Below are 22,509 nucleotides of genomic sequence, written 5' to 3' on the forward strand. Positions count from 1 at the left end.
TAAGGAAAAAATACGAATTATGCAGTTGCTACTGAGATTCCTGCTAAATTTCGCAGGGCATCGTATGCTTTTTCTTTTTGTTCTACTTTGGTTTTGTTCACTGCTTTTCGAATGATCACATCCCATTGTTTCTCTGGGTGTTCCATTTTCATGTTCTCTAGCAGTTCCAAAATGTTTTCATCATCGGATGCATTGAAAATTTCATCTGAATCGTAACGGAACATTCCAAAAAGGGCATCAATGTAGTCACCTACACTCATTGCTTCCTTCTCACCAGTTTGGATTTTTTTCTTTTCTGCTTTTCGCAGTTCTCTTTCTCTGCGTTCCAGTTCTGTGCGTTTCATCGTAAGGGCCTCTAGCTTGGTTGCATTTGGTTCCAAGACCATCTTTTCAAAGGGCAAGACTGGGAACACTCAATTTGTCCAAAAATTGTCTCGATTTTTGGACTAAGGACAAAAGATTGGGGTAGATGGTCTCCATTCGTTGGATTTCTGGGCTTTTGACCTTAGTACTAACTACCCAATTTTTCTTTTTGGGGAGTGGTTTACTCGGGTATTGTTTGGAATCGAACTCCAAAATTTGTAAATGTAACCACGGATCTAAAAAGGAAAAACATTCCAATTCCGAAGACCAATTGTTCCTCGACAAACAAAGTGTAAACCTCAGTGCCTCGTATGATCCCAATCATTCTCACACTAAGGAATTGGCATTAAAACCAAATTGCCATGATGCCAAAAATGGTGAGGCGCACCTTTGTTCTTGTGAAAAAAAGAAAAAAGATGCGATGTCTCTTCGTATGCACCACCAAACAATGGACAGACCAAATTTTACATTTGTATTAACGGTTCCAATTCTGTTTTCTTATCTTGTTTTTGAGTCTCCTTCCACTCTAGAGGATGGAAAATTACCTACCTTACTTCGACCACCACGTAATACCTAGGGAAATCATTTCCACAATTTAATTCCTGTAGTCCGAATTTGGCTACACATAAAGTAAAATATAATATTAGAATATTAGGTATTTATGAAATTATTAAAAACAATTCTCGTTTCTCTCTTTCTTTTTGGTTTTGTATCTTGTAATATGGTCTCAGAACCAAACGATAACCAAACCCTGGCGTTACTCGCGTTATCATTGCCACAGCCTGTAAACTTAAATTTTGAAGCGCTGGCAAATGGACAAACTTTGGTGACAAACGCAGATGTAACTGCTGACAGTCGCGCTGTCCGATTTCGAGATTTTCGATTTTATGTATCGGAAGTAAAAATGGTTCGTGCTGATGGTTCCACGGCAGATGTGACACTTTTAGCGGACAATGTTTGGCAATCAAATGGAGTCACATTGGTTGATTTAGAAACAACGCAAACTACTGAGACCAATTCTAAGGTAACTGGCACTGTCGCAGCAGGAAGTTATACTGGAATAAAATTTACAGTGGGAGTACCTGAATCATTAAACCATTTAGACAGAACAACTCAAATCTCTCCTCTAAATAACGGTGCAATGTACTGGTCATGGACTGGCGGGTATAAACATGCAAAAATCGAGTTTAGTTTGAATACACAATCAAACTGGACAAGTTTACATCTTGGTTCAACAAGTTGCAGCGGAGCACCCAATTATGGGAATTGTGCAAATAAATATAGAGCAAATATTACATTAAGTGGATTAACAAATCAAAATAACCAAACGGTTTCAATGAGTCTTGATCAATTAATCAAAGATCATGTTCCAGGTGCAGCCAATGTCTCCTGTATGCCTGGAGGAGCAGACACTAATTGTCAACCATTGATTCGTTCATTTGGATTAAATGCTACAAGTGGTGCAATGGATAGTTCCATCTCGCAAAGAGTCTTTAGTTTAAAGTAAAAATGATAGAAAGAGTTGGTATGGAATGAATACCAACTCACAATGATTAGGTATCAAATAATGAAGTCTAAATTTTTAATTTTATGTTTTGCAATGAGTGTTTTCTCCCATTGTAATGTATTGCCTTTTCAGAAAAAAGAATCCAACGACAATATGCTTTTGGCGGCCATTGGAATTTTGGCAACTGCCTCGGATTGGGTTTGGGACTTACCACCTGGTTTTCCCGTACCTAATGTACCTTCAGACAACCCGATGTCTCGTGCAAAGGTCGAACTGGGAAGGCATTTGTTTAATGAAAAAATACTTTCAGGTGATGAGAGTATGTCTTGTGGGAGTTGCCATATCCAATCCCTAGCCTTCGCTGATGGAAAGGATTTTCCTACAGGGATTACCAACGTCGCTCATCCTAGAAATTCACAACATTTATCCAATGTTGCCTATATGCCTCGATTGACATGGAGTAACCCACGGATGACGAGTTTAGAAATCCAGGCACGTGCACCTATGTTTGGTGAGTCTCCGATTGAACTTGGACTTTCTTCGAATGTTTTTTTGGATAAACTGAGAGCCAAATCGATTTACCAAACTTTATTTCGGAATGCCTATGGAAATGCAGAGAGTGCTGTGAATGAACAGAACGTACGATTTGCCATTGCGAGTTTCCAAAGGTCATTGATTTCAGGGAATTCAAAGTATGATCAATATGCTTTTCGGAATAATAAATCTGCTTTAAATGCGTCTGAAATCCGAGGGATGAATCTTTTTAATGGAGAAGTGGCAGAGTGTTTCCATTGCCACGGAGGGTTTAATTTTACGGATACTTCCTTTCATGGTGGGGCAAAAGAGGAATTCTTTTACCATAGTAATGGAATCCATGATGATGCCTATTATGCTGGACAACCTAGCAATAAACGAGGGTTATTCGATCTAACGGGAATTTCCTCTGATACGGGAAAATTCCGTGCACCTTCACTTCGTAATATTGGTGTCACTTACCCATACATGCATGATGGAAGTTTTATGTGTGATAATGCAAATAATCCTAATATCACCAGTGGTAAAACCAAAACAGATTGTGCAAGGGATGCTTTGACCAAAGTAGTAGACCATTATCGCAGTGGCGGACAAAACCATACTGCCAAAGATTCCACATTGATTCGAGCTTTTACCATTACCAATTCCCAAAGAGACGATATGGTAAACTTCTTATTAGCACTAACAGATGATGAGTTTTTGACAAACCCAAAATTTGCGAGTCCATTTTGAAAGTACCTAACATGAAAAATCAAATGGCCCTGATCTTGTGTTTGGGTCTAGTCTCTCAATGTACATTTGGTTCTGTTGGTGATCGGGAAGAAGAAAAATTAGTCATCCTCCAAAACCTAATTTTTTTCAGTAACAACCAAACGATTCCTATTGGAACCAATTTGCGAAGTTATGATGACCAAGCTGACGATAACATCAACCAGTTTAGCCTGACAAGCCCTTCGCCAACATCTTTCAATATTTCAATTCAAAGTAGTACTTACATCAATTGGGAAACGGGTAGCTACCGGATCAACCCACCAAGCCAGATACTAGGGGTTTCAACCACAAGTTCTGAAAGGAGTACTGCTGTTGCCAAAACGCATACACCGTATACGGTTCCCTTGGATTTGCCAGCAGACGATTTGTATGGAAAAACCTATCCATTTCTAAATGCAGGTACCATTTCCAATATCACCCAGTTCAATAGCACAATGGAAACAGGGGCAAGTTTTTTGTTTTCGAATACAAAGGTAACCAATATGCCTCTTGGAGTCGTTGCCCTTGCCAATGTTAGTTGGGAAGAGATTTATATAAGAATGGATATAACTGGGGGGACTACTAAATCAGTTACCATTCTTTTACCCCAAGGCTCTAAAACTATCACACCGAAATGCAAAATCCCCATCAAGAATGGCAGGAGTGGGAATATTGAAATTCTATTTTCCTTGTCATCATTATTTCAAGATAGAACGGTTTCAGGTACTCCTATTCGATTTTTAGAGACACTAAGTGGTAAGTTTGAGAATCCAGTTGTTATTTCTAAGGTTTCCAATGTGGATCTTTACAATATCCTTCAACAGAACCTACAAGCAGAAGACATTGTATTTAGTTTTCCTGGTTGTTTTCCAGGAGTCGAAAGATGAAACAGATTGTCATTGGATTCCTTTTGATTTTTGTAACAGTTGGAAATTTGTTTCCACATCACACGGGTTCGTCGGATAGTCCGAATGCAACTGCAAGGTTTGTCGATCCATTTACTGGGAAACGAGAAAAACCAACCAACTATCTGGTGATGACCCAAGACTATTACCAATCTACACGTGAGAATAGTCACCTGTTCACAACCACTGCGTTTGCGGAGTTGAATTTTTTTGATGGTCGGTTTGCCTTGAATGCATCCGTTCCTTGGAATTATTACCAACAAAGAGGAAGAGAAGATGCAGCAAGGATTGGAAAAACCTATTTAGGTTTTAAATACCAGCCGTTTTTTGATTTGGACAAACCGTACTTTTTTGTGATCGAAGGATCTGTTGGATTTCCAAGTGGTCCTGATACGGATCGGTTCACGGGAGGAAATTATTACACTGGAACTGGATTTATCAAACTAGGATACCTGTATGAAAAATGGTCGTTTGTGACTAAGATCGGTGGACTGAATCCACTTTCGAGACCCCAACCGAGTAACTTACAAGACAATGATGGGATCCCGTTTTATTTACGAAGACCATCGGCTACTCCGCCAGAACCAGAGTATGAATTTAAAAAAACAACTTTGATCTCCGCGTATGTGACGTATTATTTGATGCCCGAGATTTCGCTCTTTTCTGGAATTTTGTATCGGAATCCGTACAACGGAGTTGATTATTCCAAAGAAAAAGATAAAGCCAATCCTTCTTATTTTACAGAAGCTAGTGCTGGGTTTTCTTGGAATTTTTCAGAAAAATACAACATGAGTTTGGCATACCGTTATCCGTTACAACGAGATCGAGAGTATAGATTGTACCAGTCGGCATGGACCTTTGCCTTCTCAATGGAGTGGGGAAGCGATTGACATTTCATGCCTTTTTTAAAACGTTCTAAGAAACTGTATAAATCTTAATCGTAAAAGGTAATCTATGAGCAACGTAGAAATCGTACCAGTAGGGGAACTACCTCCTATTGGAGTCGTGCCAAAAAAAATGCACGCACAGGTCATTCGCCCGGAACGTTACGGCGAACCGAAAACTTCTTTTCAATCAGAAGTCATTGATGTTCCGGAGATCGGTCCCAACGAAGTTCTCGTAGCCACTATGGCTGCTGGGGTGAACTATAATAACGTTTGGGCGGCCTTAGGTTACCCTGTAGATGTCATTGCTGCACGGAATAAAAAAGGTGAACCTGAAAAATTCCACATCGGTGGATCTGATGCCTCTGGTATCGTGTACAAAGTTGGTTCTGAAGTTAAAAATGTAAAAGTGGGTGATGAAGTAGTTGTCCATTGTGCGATGTGGGATCCAAAAGATCCATGGGTTCTTTCTGGTAAAGACCCAATGTATGCACCCTCACAAATCATTTGGGGTTATGAATCAAACTGGGGATCTTTTGCACAATTTTGTAAAGTACAAGATCACCAATGCCTTCCTCGTCCTCAACACCTAACATGGGAAGCTTCCGCAGCATATATGTTAGTTGCTGCAACTGCTTACAGAATGTTACACCACTGGAAACCAAATGATGTAAAACCTGGTGATGTAGTTTTAATTTGGGGTGGAGCTGGTGGACTTGGTGCCATGGCAATCCAAATTGTAAAAGCTGCTGGTGGAATTCCAATCGCTGTGGTTTCCTCAGATGATAAAATTGAATTCTGTAAAAACTTAGGTGCAACTGGTGTGATCAACCGTAACAAGTTCAAACATTGGGGTGGACTCACTTCTGATATCAACAAACCAGAAGCATTCGTTGAGTGGACCAAACAAGCTCGTGAGTTTGGTAAAGCGATTTGGGACATTGCTGGAAAAGGCAAAAACCCTCAAATCGTTTTTGAACACCCAGGTGAAACTACACTTCCAACTTCCGTATTTGTTTGTGAAACAGGAGGTATGGTTGTCATCTGCGCAGGAACCACAGGTTTCAATGCAACAGCTGACCTTCGTTATCTTTGGATGAGACAAAAACGTCTGCAAGGTTCACACTTCGCTAACGACGACAACTGTCGTGACCTCAACCAATTGGTGATTGATAAAAAAGTGGATCCAGTTCTAGCTCAAACCTTTACATTTGACCAAACTGGTGAGTGCCACCAATTGATGCGTGAAAACAAACACCCAGCAGGAAACATGTCGATCCTCGTTGGTGCAAAAACGACAGGTTTAGGAAAGAAGTAGTTCTAATCTGAGATTGTAATTAGAGTAGATTTCCCCGCCCGTATCGAACTGGGTGGGGTTATCCACCCGCCACCCAATGACTCCTTCTACCACACAACTCCCGTTTTGTGAAATCGAATTCTAATATTCAAAATTTTCCTTTCAAAAAGTTCATATTTGAACAAAGCAGGTATCTATGTTCCCAAGAATCAATCTCATCACCCTTGGAGTTTCTGACTTAAACAGAGCAGTTCATTTTTATGAAATGGGCCTAGGTTGGAAAAAATCGAAAGAGAGCAATGAAAATGTTGCATTTTTTCAAATTGGAGCTTTGGTCTTTGGTTTGTTTGGGGAAAAGGATTTGGCAAATGACATTGGAATCCCTTTTCAAAATAGACAAGAGTATTCTGGCCTGACATTAGCTCAAAATGTAGAAAGTGAAGCCGAAGTAGATCGAATCATTGACGTAGTGCGTAAGTTAGGTGCAACGATCCTAAAGGAACCTCAAAAAGTGTTTTGGGGTGGATATAGTGCTTATTTCAAAGATTTGGATGGTCACATATTTGAAGTTGCTTACAATCCATTTTTCCCTCTCAATGAAAAGGGAGAAATTGAATTAAAGCAATAACGTGTGTTAGTGATATGATTAGCAAAAACATATTAGCAAATCATTCAAAATCGAATCCATATTGAGTGAAGGAAACAACGGAAAGGATAGTAAATTTTATGAAACAAGCTGAGATCAAACAATTTGGACTAGAAAATTTAAAAATAATTGAGACCCCTGAACCTAAAATTGTTGGTCCGACAGATGTTTTAGTACGATTGTATGCAGCTTCCTTAAATTACAGAGATTCACTTGTTGTCGAAGGAAAATACAATCCAAAATTTCCGTTGCCACTTGTTCCATGTAGTGATGGTGCAGGTGAAGTGTTACAAATTGGTTCACAAGTCACAGAATGGAATGTGGGAGACAAAGTCCTGCTTACCTTTGCTCCTAAGTGGATCTCTAAAGAAGCAACACATGCAGAAATTCGACACACGATTGGCGGACCCTTGCCGGGTACTTTGCGTGAATTAGCAGTTGTACCGGAAACAGGTCTTGTTAGAATGCCGAATCATCTCAGTTATGAAGAAGCGGCCACCTTACCTTGCGCTGCTCTCACTGCATGGTCAGGGCTTTTCCAATATAGCCAACTCAAACCGGGTGAATTTGTAGTTGTACAAGGAACAGGTGGAGTTTCCATCTTTGCTCTACAGTTTGCAAAAATGGCAGGTGCCAAAGTTATCCTCACTTCCTCAAGTGAAGAAAAATTACAAAGAGGAAAAGATTTAGGTGCAGATTTTCTAATCAATTATAAAGAAACCAAAGATTGGGGAAAAGAAATAAGACGTATTACAGGCAAAGTGGGAGCTGATCACATCATCGAAGTAGGGGGAGCTGGGACACTCGAGCAATCAATTGCCGCCTGTCGTCCGTTTGGTGTCATCCATTTGATTGGGATTTTGGCTGGTCGATCGGGAGAGTTGAACTTATTACCTGCAGTGATGAACAATTTAAAGATCCAAGGTTTAGTCGTTGGAGGTAGAAAAGCGTTCATGGAAATGAACCAAGCCATCGAACAATCCGGACTAAAGCCAATTGTAGACAAAGTGTTTCCATTCGAACAGTCTGTGGAAGCGATTCAATACTTACGATCAGGTTCCCATTTTGGGAAAATTGTGATTTCAATTTAATCTAGAAATTTTTCCTAAAATCGATTCACTTTCAATGTCAAGAGCTGTCACAGACATTTGTATTTCAATCAATGCTAATAGTAGTGAAACGATCATAAAAAATAAAGATACTGAAAAGAATATCCAAGCTACCAAGTTGTAAAAAGGAATCATCCCTAAGGAACAAGTGCAGAGGATTAAACTCAAAATTCCTGCACTCTGAGAGTATAAAATAAGTGAAATTCGAAAGCGTAAATTTTGAATTTGTTTGATCAGAACTTCAGATTTGGATGTTTCATATTCTGCCAAGAGTTGTCTTGCTAAACTGGCTAACCCAAAAAATCGATTGGTAAATCCTAACATGAGAAGTGAAATTGCGGGAAACAACAATCCTGGTATATTGTAGGTTAAATTATCCAAGTGATTCCGTAAGAGTTCAGTTTGTAGCGTTAATAGAAAGGTTAATGGTAAGGTTTACCGCTAGTGTAAATTCATCTCACACCAACTGATACCAAAGTAGGATTGGGGCCGATGCGATCGACCCAAACAGATGATTTGTGACTACTCTTCGGCAAACAAATTGTTTAATGAGTCAATGAGAGTGTCTACTTCCACTCCATATCCCATACAAACTTGTTCAATTGTTTCCACTTCATTGATGGAACAGTGGGAACATCCACCTAAGTGGTAACTTGAGAAAACAAGCCCCGCTTCCGGATGGATGGCAATTGCTTCGCCTACGGTCATTTCTTTAAAAAAGCGTGGTTTTGTTGATTCAGTCATCTTCTTTGAGCCCTCGAGAGGAAATTACTATACAAATATTGGACTACGCTCTATTCGTCAATGGAATGTTTACCCAGGAAAACGGGAAATTTTATGTCCGTATTGAAGGTCGGTTTGAGTCCGCCCATTTCCTCTACCAGTACTTTGCCGATGGCACTGACGAGCCAATCCACGGCCATTCCTGGAAAGTAGAAGTGTTTTTAGAAGGAAAAACGAACATCCGACCAGATGGAATTTCTTTCGATTTTTTAACGGCACGAAACAAACTGATGGAACTGGTTCATTCCATCGACCATCTCCTCATCAACGACCACCCCGATTTCAAAGGGATCAACCCCACTTCGGAAAATGTAGCACGTTGGTTTTATTCTGGTTTGAAGAAGGAAGTAAAGGAATCAGAGGGAAAAATTCGTAGGATTGTCATCCATGAAGGACCAGAAAATTTAGCTTTTTTTGAACCAGAAACATAGTTTCACTTACACGAAAAGTGAAACTATGCAAATGTCATTGATGCATTTTGGATTTAAAATGCACCCTCTCCAAAACTTTTTGAAAACTCCACTGTAAAATTAACCGAATCAAAGTCAAGTTTGGCACTTGACCTTCTTCCTAGAGCAGTCATAAGAAGGGTAGTCTGATTGTCTAAGGTAGTCATATAATATTGATTAAATTTTATATTGATATTGTCTCTCGTATAACCCCATTTAGTTGCAAACCATGTTGAATATCGGAATACGATATCAAATTTATCCTGAACACCAGAGTATAAAAAATCAGATTGAACATTTAATGGAGCATACAGTAAACCCGCTGTCGAAGGAATAAAATTGAGTGATGTTCTACTTAAGTCCCCACCCATATGATAATACATTCGACCCAAATGAATTTCAAACCATCGAAGAGGTTTAATTTCGATATGAATCCCAGGCACCCAACCTTTTGTTCTAAGTTGTGATTCAGCACTTGGACTAGAATAAAAGATACTATTGTCAAGTTTGTATAAATTTAAATAGTCCGATCGAAAATCTTGTTTGATATTTGCATCTCGGATCGAAACACCAATACTCAAAAATTTAAACACTGGATGGAAATAACCAACACCAACTCTTTTTTGGAATTCTCTGAATTTCATGATGTCTCTATAGTCACCACCATCCTTCACAGTTCGATTCTCTGCAAAAAATCGAAATTTATCTTTATATCGATATTCGAATTCAAGTTGCCCTAAATCTAAATCTCCGTTATATAATGGTGTTAACTGGTAAATTCTACTTTGTCCAAATAAAATACTATCAGTTGTCTCCAATCTCCTTTCTGGAATTTGGCCCCTTGCTGCACCCAAAACATAACGAAAATAAAATCGATGATTATCAGGATCAATTAATTGTGGTTTTTCATGGATATTGTCTGTTTCCCTTGCTTGTAGATTAGTAAATCCACTTACAATGAACAATGACAATACAATTGCTAAAAATAAATATCGTTGGGATAAATTCAAATTATTCACCCCAGACGATAATACATTCTCTATAAAACAACACACCAAGAATTGAAAGTGACTCCCTATCAACTAATGCAACTTTCTGGATGTTTCCATTTCTGGCGGCTTCTTCAATTGAGTTTCCAGCACCATAGTAGAAAAAATTGATGATATAACCTGATAAAGAACAAGATTTTCCGAATTTTAAAATTTTTGCCGAAGTTAGATTGTTTCCGGTTGAGTCACCTATCATATGTTGTGTGGAATATTGATAGATAAAAGCAGGGAATGGACCTGACTGACAATGGGTAAAAAAAGAAAGAATAAAGATTATAAGTATAGATTTGATAAAATTCATTTTATTCGCCTACTACGAAAGTACAATAATTACGGATGAGCCCGCTAAACAAACTAAAGGTGGAATGATCTATTGTTGCTATTTTGGTAATTCCATTTTTGAAAGCAATGCTACCAGCTCCCGCATCTCCATAGGTAACTAAATACAACACAGTGTATTGGCAACCTTTGGCTTCTTTATCCGCTTTAACATTATTTTCTGGATTGAATGTACCAGGAAATTGGGTCTCTGTTACAATATAGCCATGGGTAGGGCCGACTGCACATCCTGTAAAAAATAGGGAAAAAAATAAAATGATAACGAAAAATAGAATATTATGTCTTTTTAATGAATTCATTAATTTGAACCTTTTACGATCGTACAAAATTGGTGGTAAATAAATCCGGCAAAAACACCCGAATTTTCATAATCGACGAAGGCAACTTTTTGAATGTTTCCATTCTTTTTAGCTGCTTCAATCCTTGAATTACCAAAAGAGAACAAACCAAGGTAAGAATTACTACAAGCTCGACCTTCTGCTTTTGGTTCCACACCAATGCCAATAGGCCCTGGGGTGGTGTTGCGGTGGTAAAAAAATCCACCTTTCCACATGGGAGCAGTTGTTGCATATTCCCGTGACGGGTTTGTATTTCCGTTGGCCGAAGTTTCGTATAACAAGTTAAAGCCAGTACACTTGCACAGAAATAAACAATTTACCAAAAAAAAGATTTTAAATTTCAAATGGAACTCCATTTCGCTTTATTTTAATTACAAACAAACAAATGTTCGCGGAAAAAAGCAATCCAATACTAACCACCTAACAAATTTTATGAAACAATTTATAGTTTCATAAAATTTCTGATCTATTTCAATTTATTGCATATCATACGTTTTTTTTTGAAATTTTTTTGTTCTATATTAGATTGCAATTCCCGGGGCTAATTTTAAGTTTCGGTAGAACCAGTACCTACGATGCCTACCACCGAGATCAAACATAGTTTAGGTCACATCCTCCTTGTTGAGGATGAAGCGATTTTGGCGGTCTCACAGGCAGAATTTCTTAAAATCAAAGGTTATTCGGTGCAACATGTTTCCAATTCTTTGGATGCAATTGATTGCATAACATCAGAGGAAAAAGTTAATCTGATACTAATGGATATTAATTTGTCTGATGAATTAGATGGAATCCAACTAGCCAAAAAAATATTAGAAATCAAAGAAGTGCCAATTTTATTTTTGAGCGGATATTCGGACCAAAAGATTTTGAATCGAGTTGCTGATTTAAAACATTACGGCTTTATTCCCAAAATTACGAGTCCAGACATTATAGAATGTATGATCAAGTCTGCGCTAAAACTTCATGCAGCAGAACAAAGTTTGGCATTCCGAGAAAAAGAACTTAGGATTACGTTTGAAGCAATGGGTGATGGTCTCATTGTTTTAACTCCTGAAGGACAAATCAGGGAAATTAACCAAAAAGCTTTAGATATGTTAGGATACCATAAGAACGAATTGATGAATAAGGATTTGTCTTCGTTTTTATTTTTGGTTCAAGCGGAATCACGTATGCGTGTATCTTATTCATTTGATAATGAAAATGATCAATTTTTAGAATCAAAAAGAAGAAATAATTTAATCATCATTTCAAGTAAAGGCCGAGAAACAAACGTTACAGAAACAATTTCTCCAATTTTAGATTCTAATAAAAATTTAAATGGAATTGTCATCGTTTTTAGAGAAAATCCAGAGTCTCCAGTACTTGTTCCACCCAAAGATAGTGAGAGTCTCTATGCAAAAGTGTTCCAACTCAGTCCGATTGCCATGGCTATCTCTACGATTAAAGATGGAACCTATCTTGATATCAACCCTGCGATGGAATCTATTTTTCGATTTGAAAAATCGCAGGTGATTGGTCGTAAAGCTGATGATTTTAAAGCCTGGAGTAACCCTGTTCAAATTGAGAAACTAAACGAAATTTATCGAGAAAATGGTCGTTTGTCAGGGGAAAGAATGTCGGTCCATCACTCTGACGGAGTCCATCATGAAGTTCTTGTTTTTAGCCAAGGAATTGAAATTGCTGGGGAACGATTTGTACTTTGGTTTAATCTAGATGTCACCAAAATTTTAGATATCGAAGGTAAGTTAGCAAAATCTCTCGAAGAAAAAGATGTTCTATTAAAAGAATTACAACACCGAGTGAAAAATACATTGGCGATTATTTCTGGATTACTCAATCTAGAATCTTTTAAAGTTGAAAATGAACTCGCAAAACAATCCTTTTTAAATGCACAGTCTCGGATTATGTCGATGTCAAAGGTATATGAAAATTTATACCAATCAGAAGACTTGGAATCTGTTGATCTTCGTAAATACATTGAAGACTTAGTTTACAGTTTGCATGATATTTTTGTTTTGAATCCAAGTAAAATTCGTTTTGATGTGAAACTGGAAGACATTCGATTAGATTTAAAACGTACTCTGCCATTAGGTTTGATTTTAAATGAACTTTTGACAAATGCATTAAAGTATGCATATCCAAATGATAAAGGTGGAGATATTAGAATCCATTTGTCCATTTCCAATCAAAACGTGGTGTTAGCAGTTGGAGATGATGGAGTTGGATTACCAGAATCAGTCAATATTGAAAAAGGAAATCATTTCGGTTATGAGCTCATCCGAAGTTTGACATCTCAACTCAAAGGTGTTTTTTCTTCGGTTTCCAAAAAAGGAGAAGGTTTGAACATCATCATATCTTTTCCATTACACAACAAAGAATAATTGATTCCTTTTTGCGTAAGTTCGATTTGAATTCTTCTTTGTTCTAGAAACTCATCTGTGCCTTTGTTTTCTACCGCGGATTGTTCCAATGAAGACGAGACGGACTTGTTTGATCGTTTGTAATTTTAACTTTCTCATCTCTGAGTGTGCATCATCCTCTAAATCCAAATAATCAGATGCCATTTGGAAACAGATACTCACAATAAGCTCCGAAGCAAATATTGTATCATCCATCGAAATCAATTTGGGCATCCGCATATCTTTGGCCAATTCACGGGCAATTCTGCGCATGGCTTCTCGAATGTTCTCGCGAATTTTACGATTCCCACCTGTCCTTTCCCTGGCAATGAACCGAAACAAGGATCGGTTATGGGTTACGTAGTCAAAAAAATACCCTATGGTGAGTTGAAGTGCCGAACGATAGGCTCCCTTGTTTCTGGCATCACCGACAATGAGTTGGATCCTTTCCCCGCATTCTTCCACTAAATGCAGCCCTAATTCTTCCATGGACTTAAAGTGGCGGTAGAAGGCTGCCGGAACAATTCCAGCATGTGCTGTGACCTCTCGTAGGCTCAAATCACCCAATCCTTTCTCTTCTCCCATCAATTGTAGGGCACTTTCCAGGAGTTGGGAGTGGGTTTTTTGCTTCTGAGTGTCGCGTTTGTTCATAAGTGGGTGCTAAACTGAGTAAACGATTGTTCACTTTTTTTTGAAAAGCAAGGAAAAATTGCCTCTTTTGGGTTGACATATTGAACGTTGTAAGTTAACACTATTAGATAACTCCGTGAACACGTGTTCACTTAAAAGCGAAAAAGAGGCGAAAATGAAAACATTTCCTTTTATCTACAACCAACCGAAGGAATTTCTAAACTTCCTTCAACCGAAAGAGTGGGCAGATTTTTTCCTAGGCGAATTGAATCCTAGGTTTTCTGTCACGACAACAAAAGCAAAAGTAATCGACATCAAAGAAGAAACAGCTGATGCAAAAACTTTTGTCTTAAAACCAAACTGGTTATGGAAAGGTTTTTTATCAGGCCAACACGTTCCGGTGACAGTTGAAATCGCTGGAAGAAGAGTTACTCGGTTTTACTCTTTGTCTTCTCATCCAAATGAAAAATATTTACAAATCACTGTTAAACGCCAAAAGGGTGGTTTGGTATCAAACTTTTTGAATCAAAACACTAAAAAGGGAGATGTTTTAGACTTAGGAGAGGCTTCAGGCGAATTTGTTCTCTCCAAAGAACTTCCAAAAGAATTACTTTTATTAGCAGGTGGAAGTGGAATCACTCCTATCCATTCGATTTTAAAAGACTTACAAGCGTTAAACTATAACGGCAAAGTTACACTATTGTATTTTGTTCGTTCGGTAGACGATATCATTCTAAAATCATCAATTGATTTGATAGAAAAAAATAATCAATGGTTAACCGTACAATACATACTTTCTGATGTTCCAAAGGAAGGTTTTGTTTCTGGTTTCTTAACAAAAGAAATTTTGGATCAGTATGTTCCGAATCTAAAATCGACATCTGTTTATGTTTGTGGTCCATCACCAATGCAAACAAAGGCACTTTCGCTATTGGAAGGTTTACCTGTAAAATCCGAACTATTTCTCTTACCTGGTCAAAATCTTACAAATGTGAAAAAAGAGGGAACCGTAGATGTATACTTGTCTCTTAGTCACAAAACCATCCAAGTGAAAGGTGAACGTTCCATCCTTGATGAACTCGAAGAACAAGGAATTTACCCTCAAAGTGGATGTCGTATGGGGATTTGCCATACATGTGTATGTAAAAAACAGGCTGGTGCCGTAACAGATTTATCAAACGGTGAAAAATCACAGTTAGGTGAAGAAAATATTCAAATCTGTGTGTCACGTGCTGAATCCAATTTGGAACTCGAACTTTAAATTAAGATAATTAGGAAAAGAATTTATCATAGGATAATAAAATGAGAACGATTAGCAAAAAATTAAACAAAGAAGAAATAGAAGCATTTGGAAAAGAAGTTGATTCACTTCGAGAAGAAGTGATGGCAAAAGTAGGAAAGGAAGATGCAGATCACATCCGATTTATCTATAAAACATACAGATACACTGAAGTTTTAGGAAGAGGATTGATTCACTTTAGTTTCGAACCAATTTCCTTTGTGGCTGGAACATTGTTGTTATCAATTTCCAAAATCATCAATAATATGGAGTTAGGTCATAACGTTCTACATGGACAATATGATTGGATGAACGATCCAAAGTTTAATTCCAGAACCTTTGAGTGGGATATCGTTTGTAATGCACACCAATGGAAGTTTTACCATAATTATATGCACCATACTTATACCAATGTTTTGAACAAAGATCATGACTATGGGTATAATTTTACAAGATTAACGGAAGGTCAAAAGTGGAAACCGGTCCACCTAACACAACCATTTACAAATTTATTTTTAGCATTAAATTTCCAATGGGGAATCGGCGCGCATGGTTACCGAGTTGAATACTTAGAAACTCCAAAAAAGTTAAGAAAGAAAAAAACTTTGAAAGATTACAAAGCAGTTTTCTTTAAAAAAATTGAACTTCAAATGTTGAAAGATTATATTTTGTTTCCTGCACTTGCTGGTTTAAATTTTCCAAAAGTTATCTTAGGAAATTTATTAGCAAACTTAATCAGAAACCTTTGGACTTACGCTGTGATTTTTTGCGGACATTTTACTGAAAACGCAGAATCCTTTACCACTGAAGAAATAGCAGGTGAGACAAAAGCACAATGGTATTTAAGACAATTGAAAGGTTCTTCTAATCTTGAAGGAAATAATTTGTTTTATACGATGACTGGCCATTTGAGCCACCAGATCGAACACCATATGTTTCCTGATATGCCAGCAAAACGTTATCGTGAAGTTGCACCAAGATTAAAAGAAATTTGTGCAAAGTATGGACAACACTATAACACTGGAAGTTTTGTGAAACAATTTGGATCTGTATGGAAACGAATCATTGCTTATTCATTCCCTGATCACATTGCAAATAAAGTTATGGGGAAACGTAAGAAGTATTTAGAACCTTCCATCGTTTTAAGCCAACCAAGTTTCCAAGTTTCTCTTCCAACTGAAGAGAAAACAGTATCACTCACTTAATCTGAACAATCTTTTGGTCTTCCTCCCCGTCGCAATGGAGGAAGACCTTCCCTTTCCTTTCTCGAGGGCCCTCTGTCATGGAGGGCCCTTTTTTTTTATACTGATTTTAATTTGATATGGTTTGATGTAAGAATCGCATAACTATCGTTATGAAATTCTTTGCACCATTTTGTTCGAAGTTCTTTTCGAGATTTGGATTTGTTTTTACTTCGTTCCATAAGGTATCCGATAACCACTCGAGCAGCTGATTCCACTACTTCAAAACTATATGCTTCTTTTGTTCCTTGGTCTTGGATCAATTTGAAAGTATCAACAACGGATTCAAAAAGATTACGTATCTCAGAAAGTGAATTGTTTCCTTCTGAACCTTTTGCTAAATGGTCTAAATACGCCCGAAAGGTTCCCGTTCCACTCATCCCAGAAGTAATACCACCTATTGCCGCATTTACTTGGATTTGTGTAGTTCCGTCATAAATATTTGTAATCCTTGCGTCGCGATACAATCGAGAAAGATCATAATCTTCTGTATAACCAGCCCCACCTAATACTTGTAAGCCGTCATAAACTAAATCATTGCACATTTCTGAGTTATAATACTTGGAAATTGGTGTGAGTGTGTTCGCAACTTTCTCCCAAAACTTGGCTGTTTTACTTTCTTCTGCTGAAACTTCTCGGCCATCTTCATACCAATAATATTTATCAACAGAATAGGCAGCTTCCACCATGAGACAACGCATTCCAGCGAGTTCTCTTTCCATACGATCTAACATTCTTTTTACGGCTGGGATTTCATAAATTGCCTTTCCAAATTGAATTCGTTCGTTAGCATACTTCAATGCTTCTTCATATGCTGCTGTTACAATTCCAGTTCCTTGAGAAGAAACACTGAGTCGAGCTCCGTTTAACATTCCCATTACGTATTTTACAAGACCAAAACCTTCTTTTCCAACTAAATGGCCTTTGCTATTTTCAAATACCGTTTCGCAAGTGGCAGATGCTTTGATCCCTAATTTTTTTTCGATCCCTTGGATTTGGTAATCTTTGTTTTCAACTATAAAAAAAGACAAACCTCTTGCTCCACTTTCTTGGGTACCTGTTCTTGCTAGGGTAAGAGTAATTCCTGGACTTCCATTGATACCACAAGCTACCGTTTGAAAACGTTTGGTACCATTGAGTAACCATTCTTCTCCTTTTTTTACTGCCTTTGTTGTGATATTGGGTAAGTCGGAACCAAAGTCAGGTTCTGATAACCCCATCGTGACCGTATAGTTACCTGAAATGAGTTTTGGAATCCATTCCTGTTTCATCTCCTCTGATGCACATACTTCTAAGATTGCTGCAAGTCCCATACTACCAACGGCAATGGTGATGGAACTATCAGATCGGTACATGATCTCTGCGATCATCGCTTTGATGATACTTGGTACTCCGAGTCCGCCATATTTACGTTTAAAGGCAGCTGGTCCAAGTCCAGCATCATGATACATTTGGATGACATCAACCATCTCCTTCGGATGGGTCACATCTCCATTTTCAAATTTTAAGCCTTTTGCATCAACTGTAGAGGCAACTTGTGAAACATACATTCCACTAATTTCACCACAAGATTTTAGTATCTCTTCATAATAAGCGATTGCTTCTTCGACAGATGTCGGAGCCATTTCTAATCTGGCATTTTTTGTAGATTCATAAAGTTTCGCATCGGAGAACTGATTTTCGTAAATGGGTACAATTTCATTCCAATCAATTAATTCATAGAAATGTTCTTTTAAGTCTTCGTTACTTTGGAAGTAATTATTTTGGATCATTTTTTATCCTCAGGTCAAAAAGATAAAACGAAGCAAGGTCTTGCGATAAAAAAAATCCAACTAACAAAAAAATATCATTTTTCTACAATTTGTGAACCGATCGGTTCTCTGAGAAAATAAATAAAGTAGACCGATCGGTTTCTTGAAAGTAGGTTTGATTTTCGAAAATAGTAAATCGAAAGTAAAAAAATAGACTCAAATGGAAAAGAATCCGATTACTTTTATTTGAGAATCCCGAAAGCGACAAATTTATATAAAATTATGCGTAGAACAAGATAAAAATTCTACTTTCAACACCTCAGTTTCTATCTAAGAATGGAAAAGTTGATCTTTGGATTCTAAGCCATTTCAAAGATCAAAAGGAGATTTATGAAACTGTTCCTTTCCATATTAACAATGATGTTTGCATTCCAGTGTAGTTCACTACCGACTTCTGAACTGCCAGTCAAATCAACTGTCACTTTGAGTCCGCTAGAATATAAATTGGATGGCAAGACATACGAAGGGTTTATGGCTGTTGATTCAAGTATCACTGGCAAACGACCTGGAATTCTCGTGATTCACGAGTGGTGGGGGGTCAATGAGTATCCAAAACAAAGAGCAAAACAATTAGCAGATTTAGGTTATGTTGCTTTTGTTATGGACGTATATGGAAAAGGGATTCTCGCGAAAGACCATGTGGAAGCGGGAAAACTATCAAGTGCAAATGGTGATCCAAAAGTTCTCCTTAAAAAAATCTATAAAGCAATCGAAATTTTAAAATCAAATCCAAATGTTGATTCTACTAAAATTGGCGCGATTGGATATTGTTTTGGTGGAGGAGGTGTCATTGAACTTGCATTAGATGGTGCTGATCTTAAAGGTGGAGTTGTTTCTTTTCATGGGATGTTAGGAAGCAAAAATTTAGCAACTGGTGTTAAAAAAATTAAAAGTAAAGTTTTAGTTCACCATGGAGCGGATGATCCTTTTATACCTAAAAATGTTGTAGAAACGTTTGTAAAAACAATTACCGAAGCAAAAGCTCCAGTAACGTTTGTTTCACATCCAGGTGCGGTACATGGTTTCACTCGACCAGGTGCTGAAAAACATGGATTACCTGGCCTAGCTTATAACGAAAAAGCAGATTATGCTTCTTTCGAAAGTATGAAAGACTTTTTCGCAAAAAACTTTAAATAAACAATCGGTAAAACGAAAAGGGTTAATCCACTCGCAGTGATTAGCCCTCCTATCACTACTGTTGCCAAAGGTCTTTGTACTTCGGCACCTGGTGAGGTACTAATTGCCATTGGAATAAATCCAATGGAAGCAAGTAGCGCTGTTGTCAGAACCGGACGAAGCCTAGAGATCGCTGCTTCTTTAATAGCATCTTCCAATTTTTTACCATGATGCCCAAGTGATTTGATAAAACTAATTAACACTAAACCATTTAGGACTGCGATACCAAATAGAGCTATGAATCCAACACCAGCAGAGATACTGAATGGTAGATTTCTTAAATACAATGCCAAAATTCCACCAGTAATGGCGAACGGAACATTGAGAAAAATGATAAACGCTGACATTACTTCGCTAAACGCAAAGTATAAAATTAAAAATATAATCAATAGTGTGATTGGAACCACAACTAACAAAGTATTGGTTGCCGATTCAAATTTTTCAAATTCTCCACCTAAAATAAAATGATAACCCGCAGGAAATTTTATTTTATCAGCTAATACATTTTTTACTTTTCCTACCGTTGAAACCATATCACTCCCTCTGATATTAAATTGCACTAATGCGTAACGGTTTTGGTTTTGATGGTAAATTTGAACTGGTCCATCTTCAATCTTAATATCTGCCAATTCATGGAATGGAGCAAATTGATTCTGTCCGACATTTACAGGAATGTTTTTAATTTGTTCAGGATCAGATTTGATATCTGTTTTCACTACAATATCAAATCGTTTCATACCTTCATAAACGATCCCAGCTGGTACACCAGATGAAAATGATTCAGTGATGCGATTGATATCTGTAATACTTAAGTTGTATCGAGCCAATTTTTCTCGGTTGGGTTTTATCCTGAGATACTCCAAACCATATAATTGTTCGATCCTTAAATCCGCCACACCTTCGATGTTTTTAATATTGGATGAGATATCTTCTGCGATCGATTTTAGTTTTACCAAATCATCACCAAAAACCTTAATTCCAACATCTGCTCGAATCCCAGCCATGATTTCATTATTTCTCATTTCAATAGGTTGTGATAAACCATAAGCAACTTGTGGTGAAACTTGTTGGATGATCTTCTCTAACTTGTTTTCAATATCTGCTTTTGATTGTTTCCATTCGGATCTTGGTTTCATGTCCAAATACATATCCGTTTTTTCGACCCCCATTGGTTCGATCGCAAGTTCAGGAGAACCAGTCCTTGATACAATTTCTGTAATTTCAGGAATCCCTTTTAGGATTGCAGATTCAATTTTTGTAGATGAAGCTAATGATTCAGTTAATGTAGTGGAGGGGTATCGACTAATCTCGATGAGTAGGTTTCCTTCATCAAGTTTAGGTAAAAATTCTCCGCCTAATCGAAAGAAGAGAAAAATTGAGACAATAAAAATAATGATCGTAGAATACATGACTTTATTTGTATCTTTAAAGCAATATTCAAGTTTCGGAATATACCAGTTTTGAATTTTTTGGAAAAAGGCAGTTTTTGAGTCTTCTTTAATGTCTGAATGTAAAAAGAAGGATGCTAAAACTGGTATAATTGTGAGTGTAAGGATAAAGGAACCAATCAATGCAAATAATACTGTAGTTGCCATTGGTATAAACATTTTACCTTCTGTACCACTGAGTGTAAGAATAGGTATATAAACGATTCCAATGATAATTTCACCGTAAATTGTTGCTTTCCTAACTTCAATGGTTGCTTCAAGAATTGTATCCTTTTTTTCGATTGGTGTTAACGATCTTTTTAGTTCCTTTACTTTTAATCCTAATCTTCTATGTGAGTTTTCAATTAGAATGACTGCACCATCGACAATTAATCCAAAATCAATTGCCCCCATAGACATTAAGTTGGCAGGTAAATCCCTTACGAACATTAAGGAAATCGCAATGAGCATCGCCAGTGGAATGACGGAGGCGATAACGAGTCCAGATCGAAAGTCACCTATCATTAAAAACAATATAATGATAACAAGTAGTGCTCCTTCCGAAAGATTCCAGACAATTGTTTTTAATGTGTTAGATACCATGATGGAACGATCATAATACGGTTTTATTTTCATCCCTGTTGGTAATGTTTTTTCAATTTGAGTTATTTTTTCTTTTACAGATTTTGTTACTTCTAAGGAATTTTCTCCGAGTAACATCAAAGTTACGGCACCCACTACCTCGGATTTTCCAGAAGAAGTAGCTGCACCTTTTCGTAATCGTGGGCCTTCGACAATCTTTGCAACGGTATTCAAATAGATGGGAAAACCATCTTTCATTTTACCGATTTGTATTTTTTCAAAATCTGCGATTGTTTTTAAAAGCCCATCACTCCCAATGATAAGTTGTTCATTTGATTTTTCAATATAACCACTACCCGTTGATAGGTTATTTGTTTGGATTGCAGTGATAATTTGGTTGAAAGAAATTCCCAAAGAAGCTGCTTTAAATGAATCAACTATGACTTGGTATTGTTTTGTTTTGCCTCCAAAACTATTCACTTCCACGATACCTGGAACTGTCTTTAAGGCGGGATTGATATACCAATTTAAATAGGTTGTTAACTCCATTTGACTATGGAATTGGCTTTCGATTGTAAATTGAAATACTTCTCCTAATCCTGTTGTAATGGGTCCTATTACTGGTTTACCATAAATAGCTGGAATGTTTTCAGATGCTTCAGTTAGTTTTTCACTAACCAATTGCCTACTTTTCCATAAGTCTGTTCCATCTGCAAAAACTGCGGTTACCAAAGAAAATCCGTATCTAGAAACAGATCGAACTTCTGTTAAGTTTGGAATTCCAGTGATTGCACGTTCCACAGGTAAGGTAATGTATTGTTCGATTTCTAGAGTAGATAAAGAAGGAGATGTTGTAATGATTTGAACTTGCACATTTGTTATATCAGGAACAGCATCGACTTTTAAATGTTTTAGTGAAAAAAAACCACCAAATACTAGTAAGATGGTACATAGGATGATTAAAAGGCGATTTTGAAGTGAAAAAGATACAATTTTAGTTAAAAATTCCAT

23 protein-coding genes are annotated in these 22,509 nt (G+C 37.3%); 13 read left to right on the plus strand and 10 right to left on the minus strand.

The genetic code is table 11. The features are described 5' to 3' along the window. Positions 1–17: 17 nt before the first annotated feature. The gene (locus DI076_RS15455; RefSeq protein WP_108961011.1) at positions 18–344 is read right to left on the minus strand and encodes an LB_289 family protein; all 327 of its coding nucleotides are present in this window, start codon (positions 342–344) and stop codon (positions 18–20) included. Positions 345–469: 125 nt separating this feature from the next. On the opposite strand from DI076_RS15455, the gene DI076_RS15465 reads away from it, so the two are divergent. The 8 genes from DI076_RS15465 to DI076_RS15500 all read left to right on the plus strand — a co-directional run bounded on the left by DI076_RS15465 (position 470) and on the right by DI076_RS15500 (position 7,977). Further along, the gene (locus tag DI076_RS15465) at positions 470–940 is read left to right on the plus strand and encodes an LIC_11090 family protein (protein ID WP_108960638.1); all 471 of its coding nucleotides are present in this window, start codon (positions 470–472) and stop codon (positions 938–940) included. Between the two features lie 84 nt (positions 941–1,024). Further along, positions 1,025–1,870: an MbnP family copper-binding protein gene (locus DI076_RS15470; RefSeq protein WP_108960639.1), complete on the plus strand. Its 846-nt coding sequence runs from the start codon at positions 1,025–1,027 to the stop codon at positions 1,868–1,870. Between the two features lie 60 nt (positions 1,871–1,930). Then, on the plus strand, positions 1,931–3,136 hold the full coding sequence (locus tag DI076_RS15475; RefSeq protein ID WP_108960640.1) for an MbnH family di-heme enzyme: 1,206 nt from the start codon (positions 1,931–1,933) through the stop codon (positions 3,134–3,136). Positions 3,137–3,147: 11 nt separating this feature from the next. Beyond that, positions 3,148–4,041, plus strand: coding sequence for a hypothetical protein (locus DI076_RS15480; protein ID WP_108960641.1), 894 nt, complete (start codon positions 3,148–3,150; stop codon positions 4,039–4,041). Next, positions 4,038–4,949 carry an LIC11086 family outer membrane transporter gene (locus tag DI076_RS15485; RefSeq protein WP_108960642.1) on the plus strand — a complete coding sequence of 304 codons (912 nt, stop codon included), beginning with the start codon at positions 4,038–4,040 and terminating at the stop codon, positions 4,947–4,949. The genes DI076_RS15480 and DI076_RS15485 overlap by 4 nt, the downstream gene beginning before the upstream one ends. 64 nt (positions 4,950–5,013) lie before the next feature. Next, a complete protein-coding gene (ccrA, locus tag DI076_RS15490; protein WP_100716806.1) occupies positions 5,014–6,261 on the plus strand; it encodes a crotonyl-CoA carboxylase/reductase in 1,248 nt (415 codons plus the stop codon). 175 nt (positions 6,262–6,436) lie between these two features. Continuing rightward, positions 6,437–6,868, plus strand: a complete 432-nt coding sequence (locus DI076_RS15495) for a VOC family protein (protein WP_108960643.1) — start codon at positions 6,437–6,439, stop codon at positions 6,866–6,868. 98 nt (positions 6,869–6,966) lie between these two features. Continuing rightward, entirely contained in the window at positions 6,967–7,977 is a 1,011-nt protein-coding gene (locus DI076_RS15500) for a zinc-dependent alcohol dehydrogenase family protein (RefSeq protein WP_108960644.1), read from the plus strand. On the opposite strand, the gene DI076_RS15505 is transcribed toward DI076_RS15500, so the two are convergent. Together DI076_RS15505 and DI076_RS15510 are read right to left on the minus strand one after the other, a co-directional pair. Continuing rightward, the gene (locus DI076_RS15505; RefSeq protein ID WP_108960645.1) at positions 7,969–8,376 is read right to left on the minus strand and encodes a DUF2721 domain-containing protein; all 408 of its coding nucleotides are present in this window, start codon (positions 8,374–8,376) and stop codon (positions 7,969–7,971) included. The genes DI076_RS15500 and DI076_RS15505 overlap by 9 nt on opposite strands. 141 nt (positions 8,377–8,517) lie before the next feature. Further along, positions 8,518–8,739, minus strand: a complete 222-nt coding sequence (locus DI076_RS15510; protein ID WP_012390037.1) for a DUF1858 domain-containing protein — start codon at positions 8,737–8,739, stop codon at positions 8,518–8,520. Positions 8,740–8,804: 65 nt separating this feature from the next. On the opposite strand from DI076_RS15510, the gene DI076_RS15515 reads away from it, so the two are divergent. After that, positions 8,805–9,209: a 6-carboxytetrahydropterin synthase gene (locus DI076_RS15515; protein ID WP_108961012.1), complete on the plus strand. Its 405-nt coding sequence runs from the start codon at positions 8,805–8,807 to the stop codon at positions 9,207–9,209. Between the two features lie 53 nt (positions 9,210–9,262). On the opposite strand, the gene DI076_RS15520 is transcribed toward DI076_RS15515, so the two are convergent. The 4 genes from DI076_RS15520 to lsa14 are packed head-to-tail and all read right to left on the minus strand — an operon-like array spanning position 9,263 to position 11,297. Then, positions 9,263–10,237: a hypothetical protein gene (locus DI076_RS15520; protein WP_245918459.1), complete on the minus strand. Its 975-nt coding sequence runs from the start codon at positions 10,235–10,237 to the stop codon at positions 9,263–9,265. A 1-nt stretch (position 10,238) separates the two neighbouring features. After that, positions 10,239–10,577 (minus strand): TRL-like family protein, encoded by a 339-nt coding sequence (locus DI076_RS15525; protein WP_108960647.1) that lies wholly within the window; start codon positions 10,575–10,577, stop codon positions 10,239–10,241. Position 10,578: 1 nt separating this feature from the next. Beyond that, positions 10,579–10,914, minus strand: a complete 336-nt coding sequence (locus DI076_RS15530) for a TRL-like family protein (RefSeq protein ID WP_108960648.1) — start codon at positions 10,912–10,914, stop codon at positions 10,579–10,581. Further along, positions 10,914–11,297, minus strand: coding sequence for an adhesin Lsa14 (lsa14, locus tag DI076_RS15535; RefSeq protein ID WP_245918460.1), 384 nt, complete (start codon positions 11,295–11,297; stop codon positions 10,914–10,916). The genes DI076_RS15530 and lsa14 overlap by 1 nt, the downstream gene beginning before the upstream one ends. 231 nt (positions 11,298–11,528) lie before the next feature. On the opposite strand from lsa14, the gene DI076_RS15540 reads away from it, so the two are divergent. Further along, a complete protein-coding gene (locus DI076_RS15540) occupies positions 11,529–13,334 on the plus strand; it encodes a PAS domain S-box protein (RefSeq protein WP_108960649.1) in 1,806 nt (601 codons plus the stop codon). A 51-nt stretch (positions 13,335–13,385) separates the two neighbouring features. On the opposite strand, the gene DI076_RS15545 is transcribed toward DI076_RS15540, so the two are convergent. Further along, positions 13,386–14,003 (minus strand): TetR family transcriptional regulator, encoded by a 618-nt coding sequence (locus DI076_RS15545; RefSeq protein ID WP_108960650.1) that lies wholly within the window; start codon positions 14,001–14,003, stop codon positions 13,386–13,388. Between the two features lie 154 nt (positions 14,004–14,157). On the opposite strand from DI076_RS15545, the gene DI076_RS15550 reads away from it, so the two are divergent. Further along, positions 14,158–15,243, plus strand: a complete 1,086-nt coding sequence (locus DI076_RS15550; protein ID WP_108960651.1) for a flavin reductase family protein — start codon at positions 14,158–14,160, stop codon at positions 15,241–15,243. Positions 15,244–15,284: 41 nt separating this feature from the next. Beyond that, the gene (locus tag DI076_RS15555; RefSeq protein ID WP_108960652.1) at positions 15,285–16,466 is read left to right on the plus strand and encodes a fatty acid desaturase family protein; all 1,182 of its coding nucleotides are present in this window, start codon (positions 15,285–15,287) and stop codon (positions 16,464–16,466) included. Between the two features lie 95 nt (positions 16,467–16,561). Here DI076_RS15555 and DI076_RS15560 read toward each other — a convergent pair whose 3' ends face one another. Continuing rightward, entirely contained in the window at positions 16,562–18,274 is a 1,713-nt protein-coding gene (locus DI076_RS15560) for an acyl-CoA dehydrogenase family protein (protein WP_108960653.1), read from the minus strand. Positions 18,275–18,643: 369 nt separating this feature from the next. Between DI076_RS15560 and DI076_RS15565 the strand changes: the two genes are divergently transcribed. Then, positions 18,644–19,450 (plus strand): dienelactone hydrolase family protein, encoded by an 807-nt coding sequence (locus DI076_RS15565; protein WP_108960654.1) that lies wholly within the window; start codon positions 18,644–18,646, stop codon positions 19,448–19,450. Here the strand turns inward: DI076_RS15565 and DI076_RS15570 are convergent. Further along, the gene (locus DI076_RS15570; protein WP_108960655.1) at positions 19,399–22,509 is read right to left on the minus strand and encodes an efflux RND transporter permease subunit; all 3,111 of its coding nucleotides are present in this window, start codon (positions 22,507–22,509) and stop codon (positions 19,399–19,401) included. The two genes, DI076_RS15565 and DI076_RS15570, sit on opposite strands and share 52 nt — an antisense overlap.

This window comes from Leptospira ellinghausenii (genome assembly GCF_003114815.1).
Taxonomy (GTDB): domain Bacteria; phylum Spirochaetota; class Leptospiria; order Leptospirales; family Leptospiraceae; genus Leptospira_A; species Leptospira_A ellinghausenii.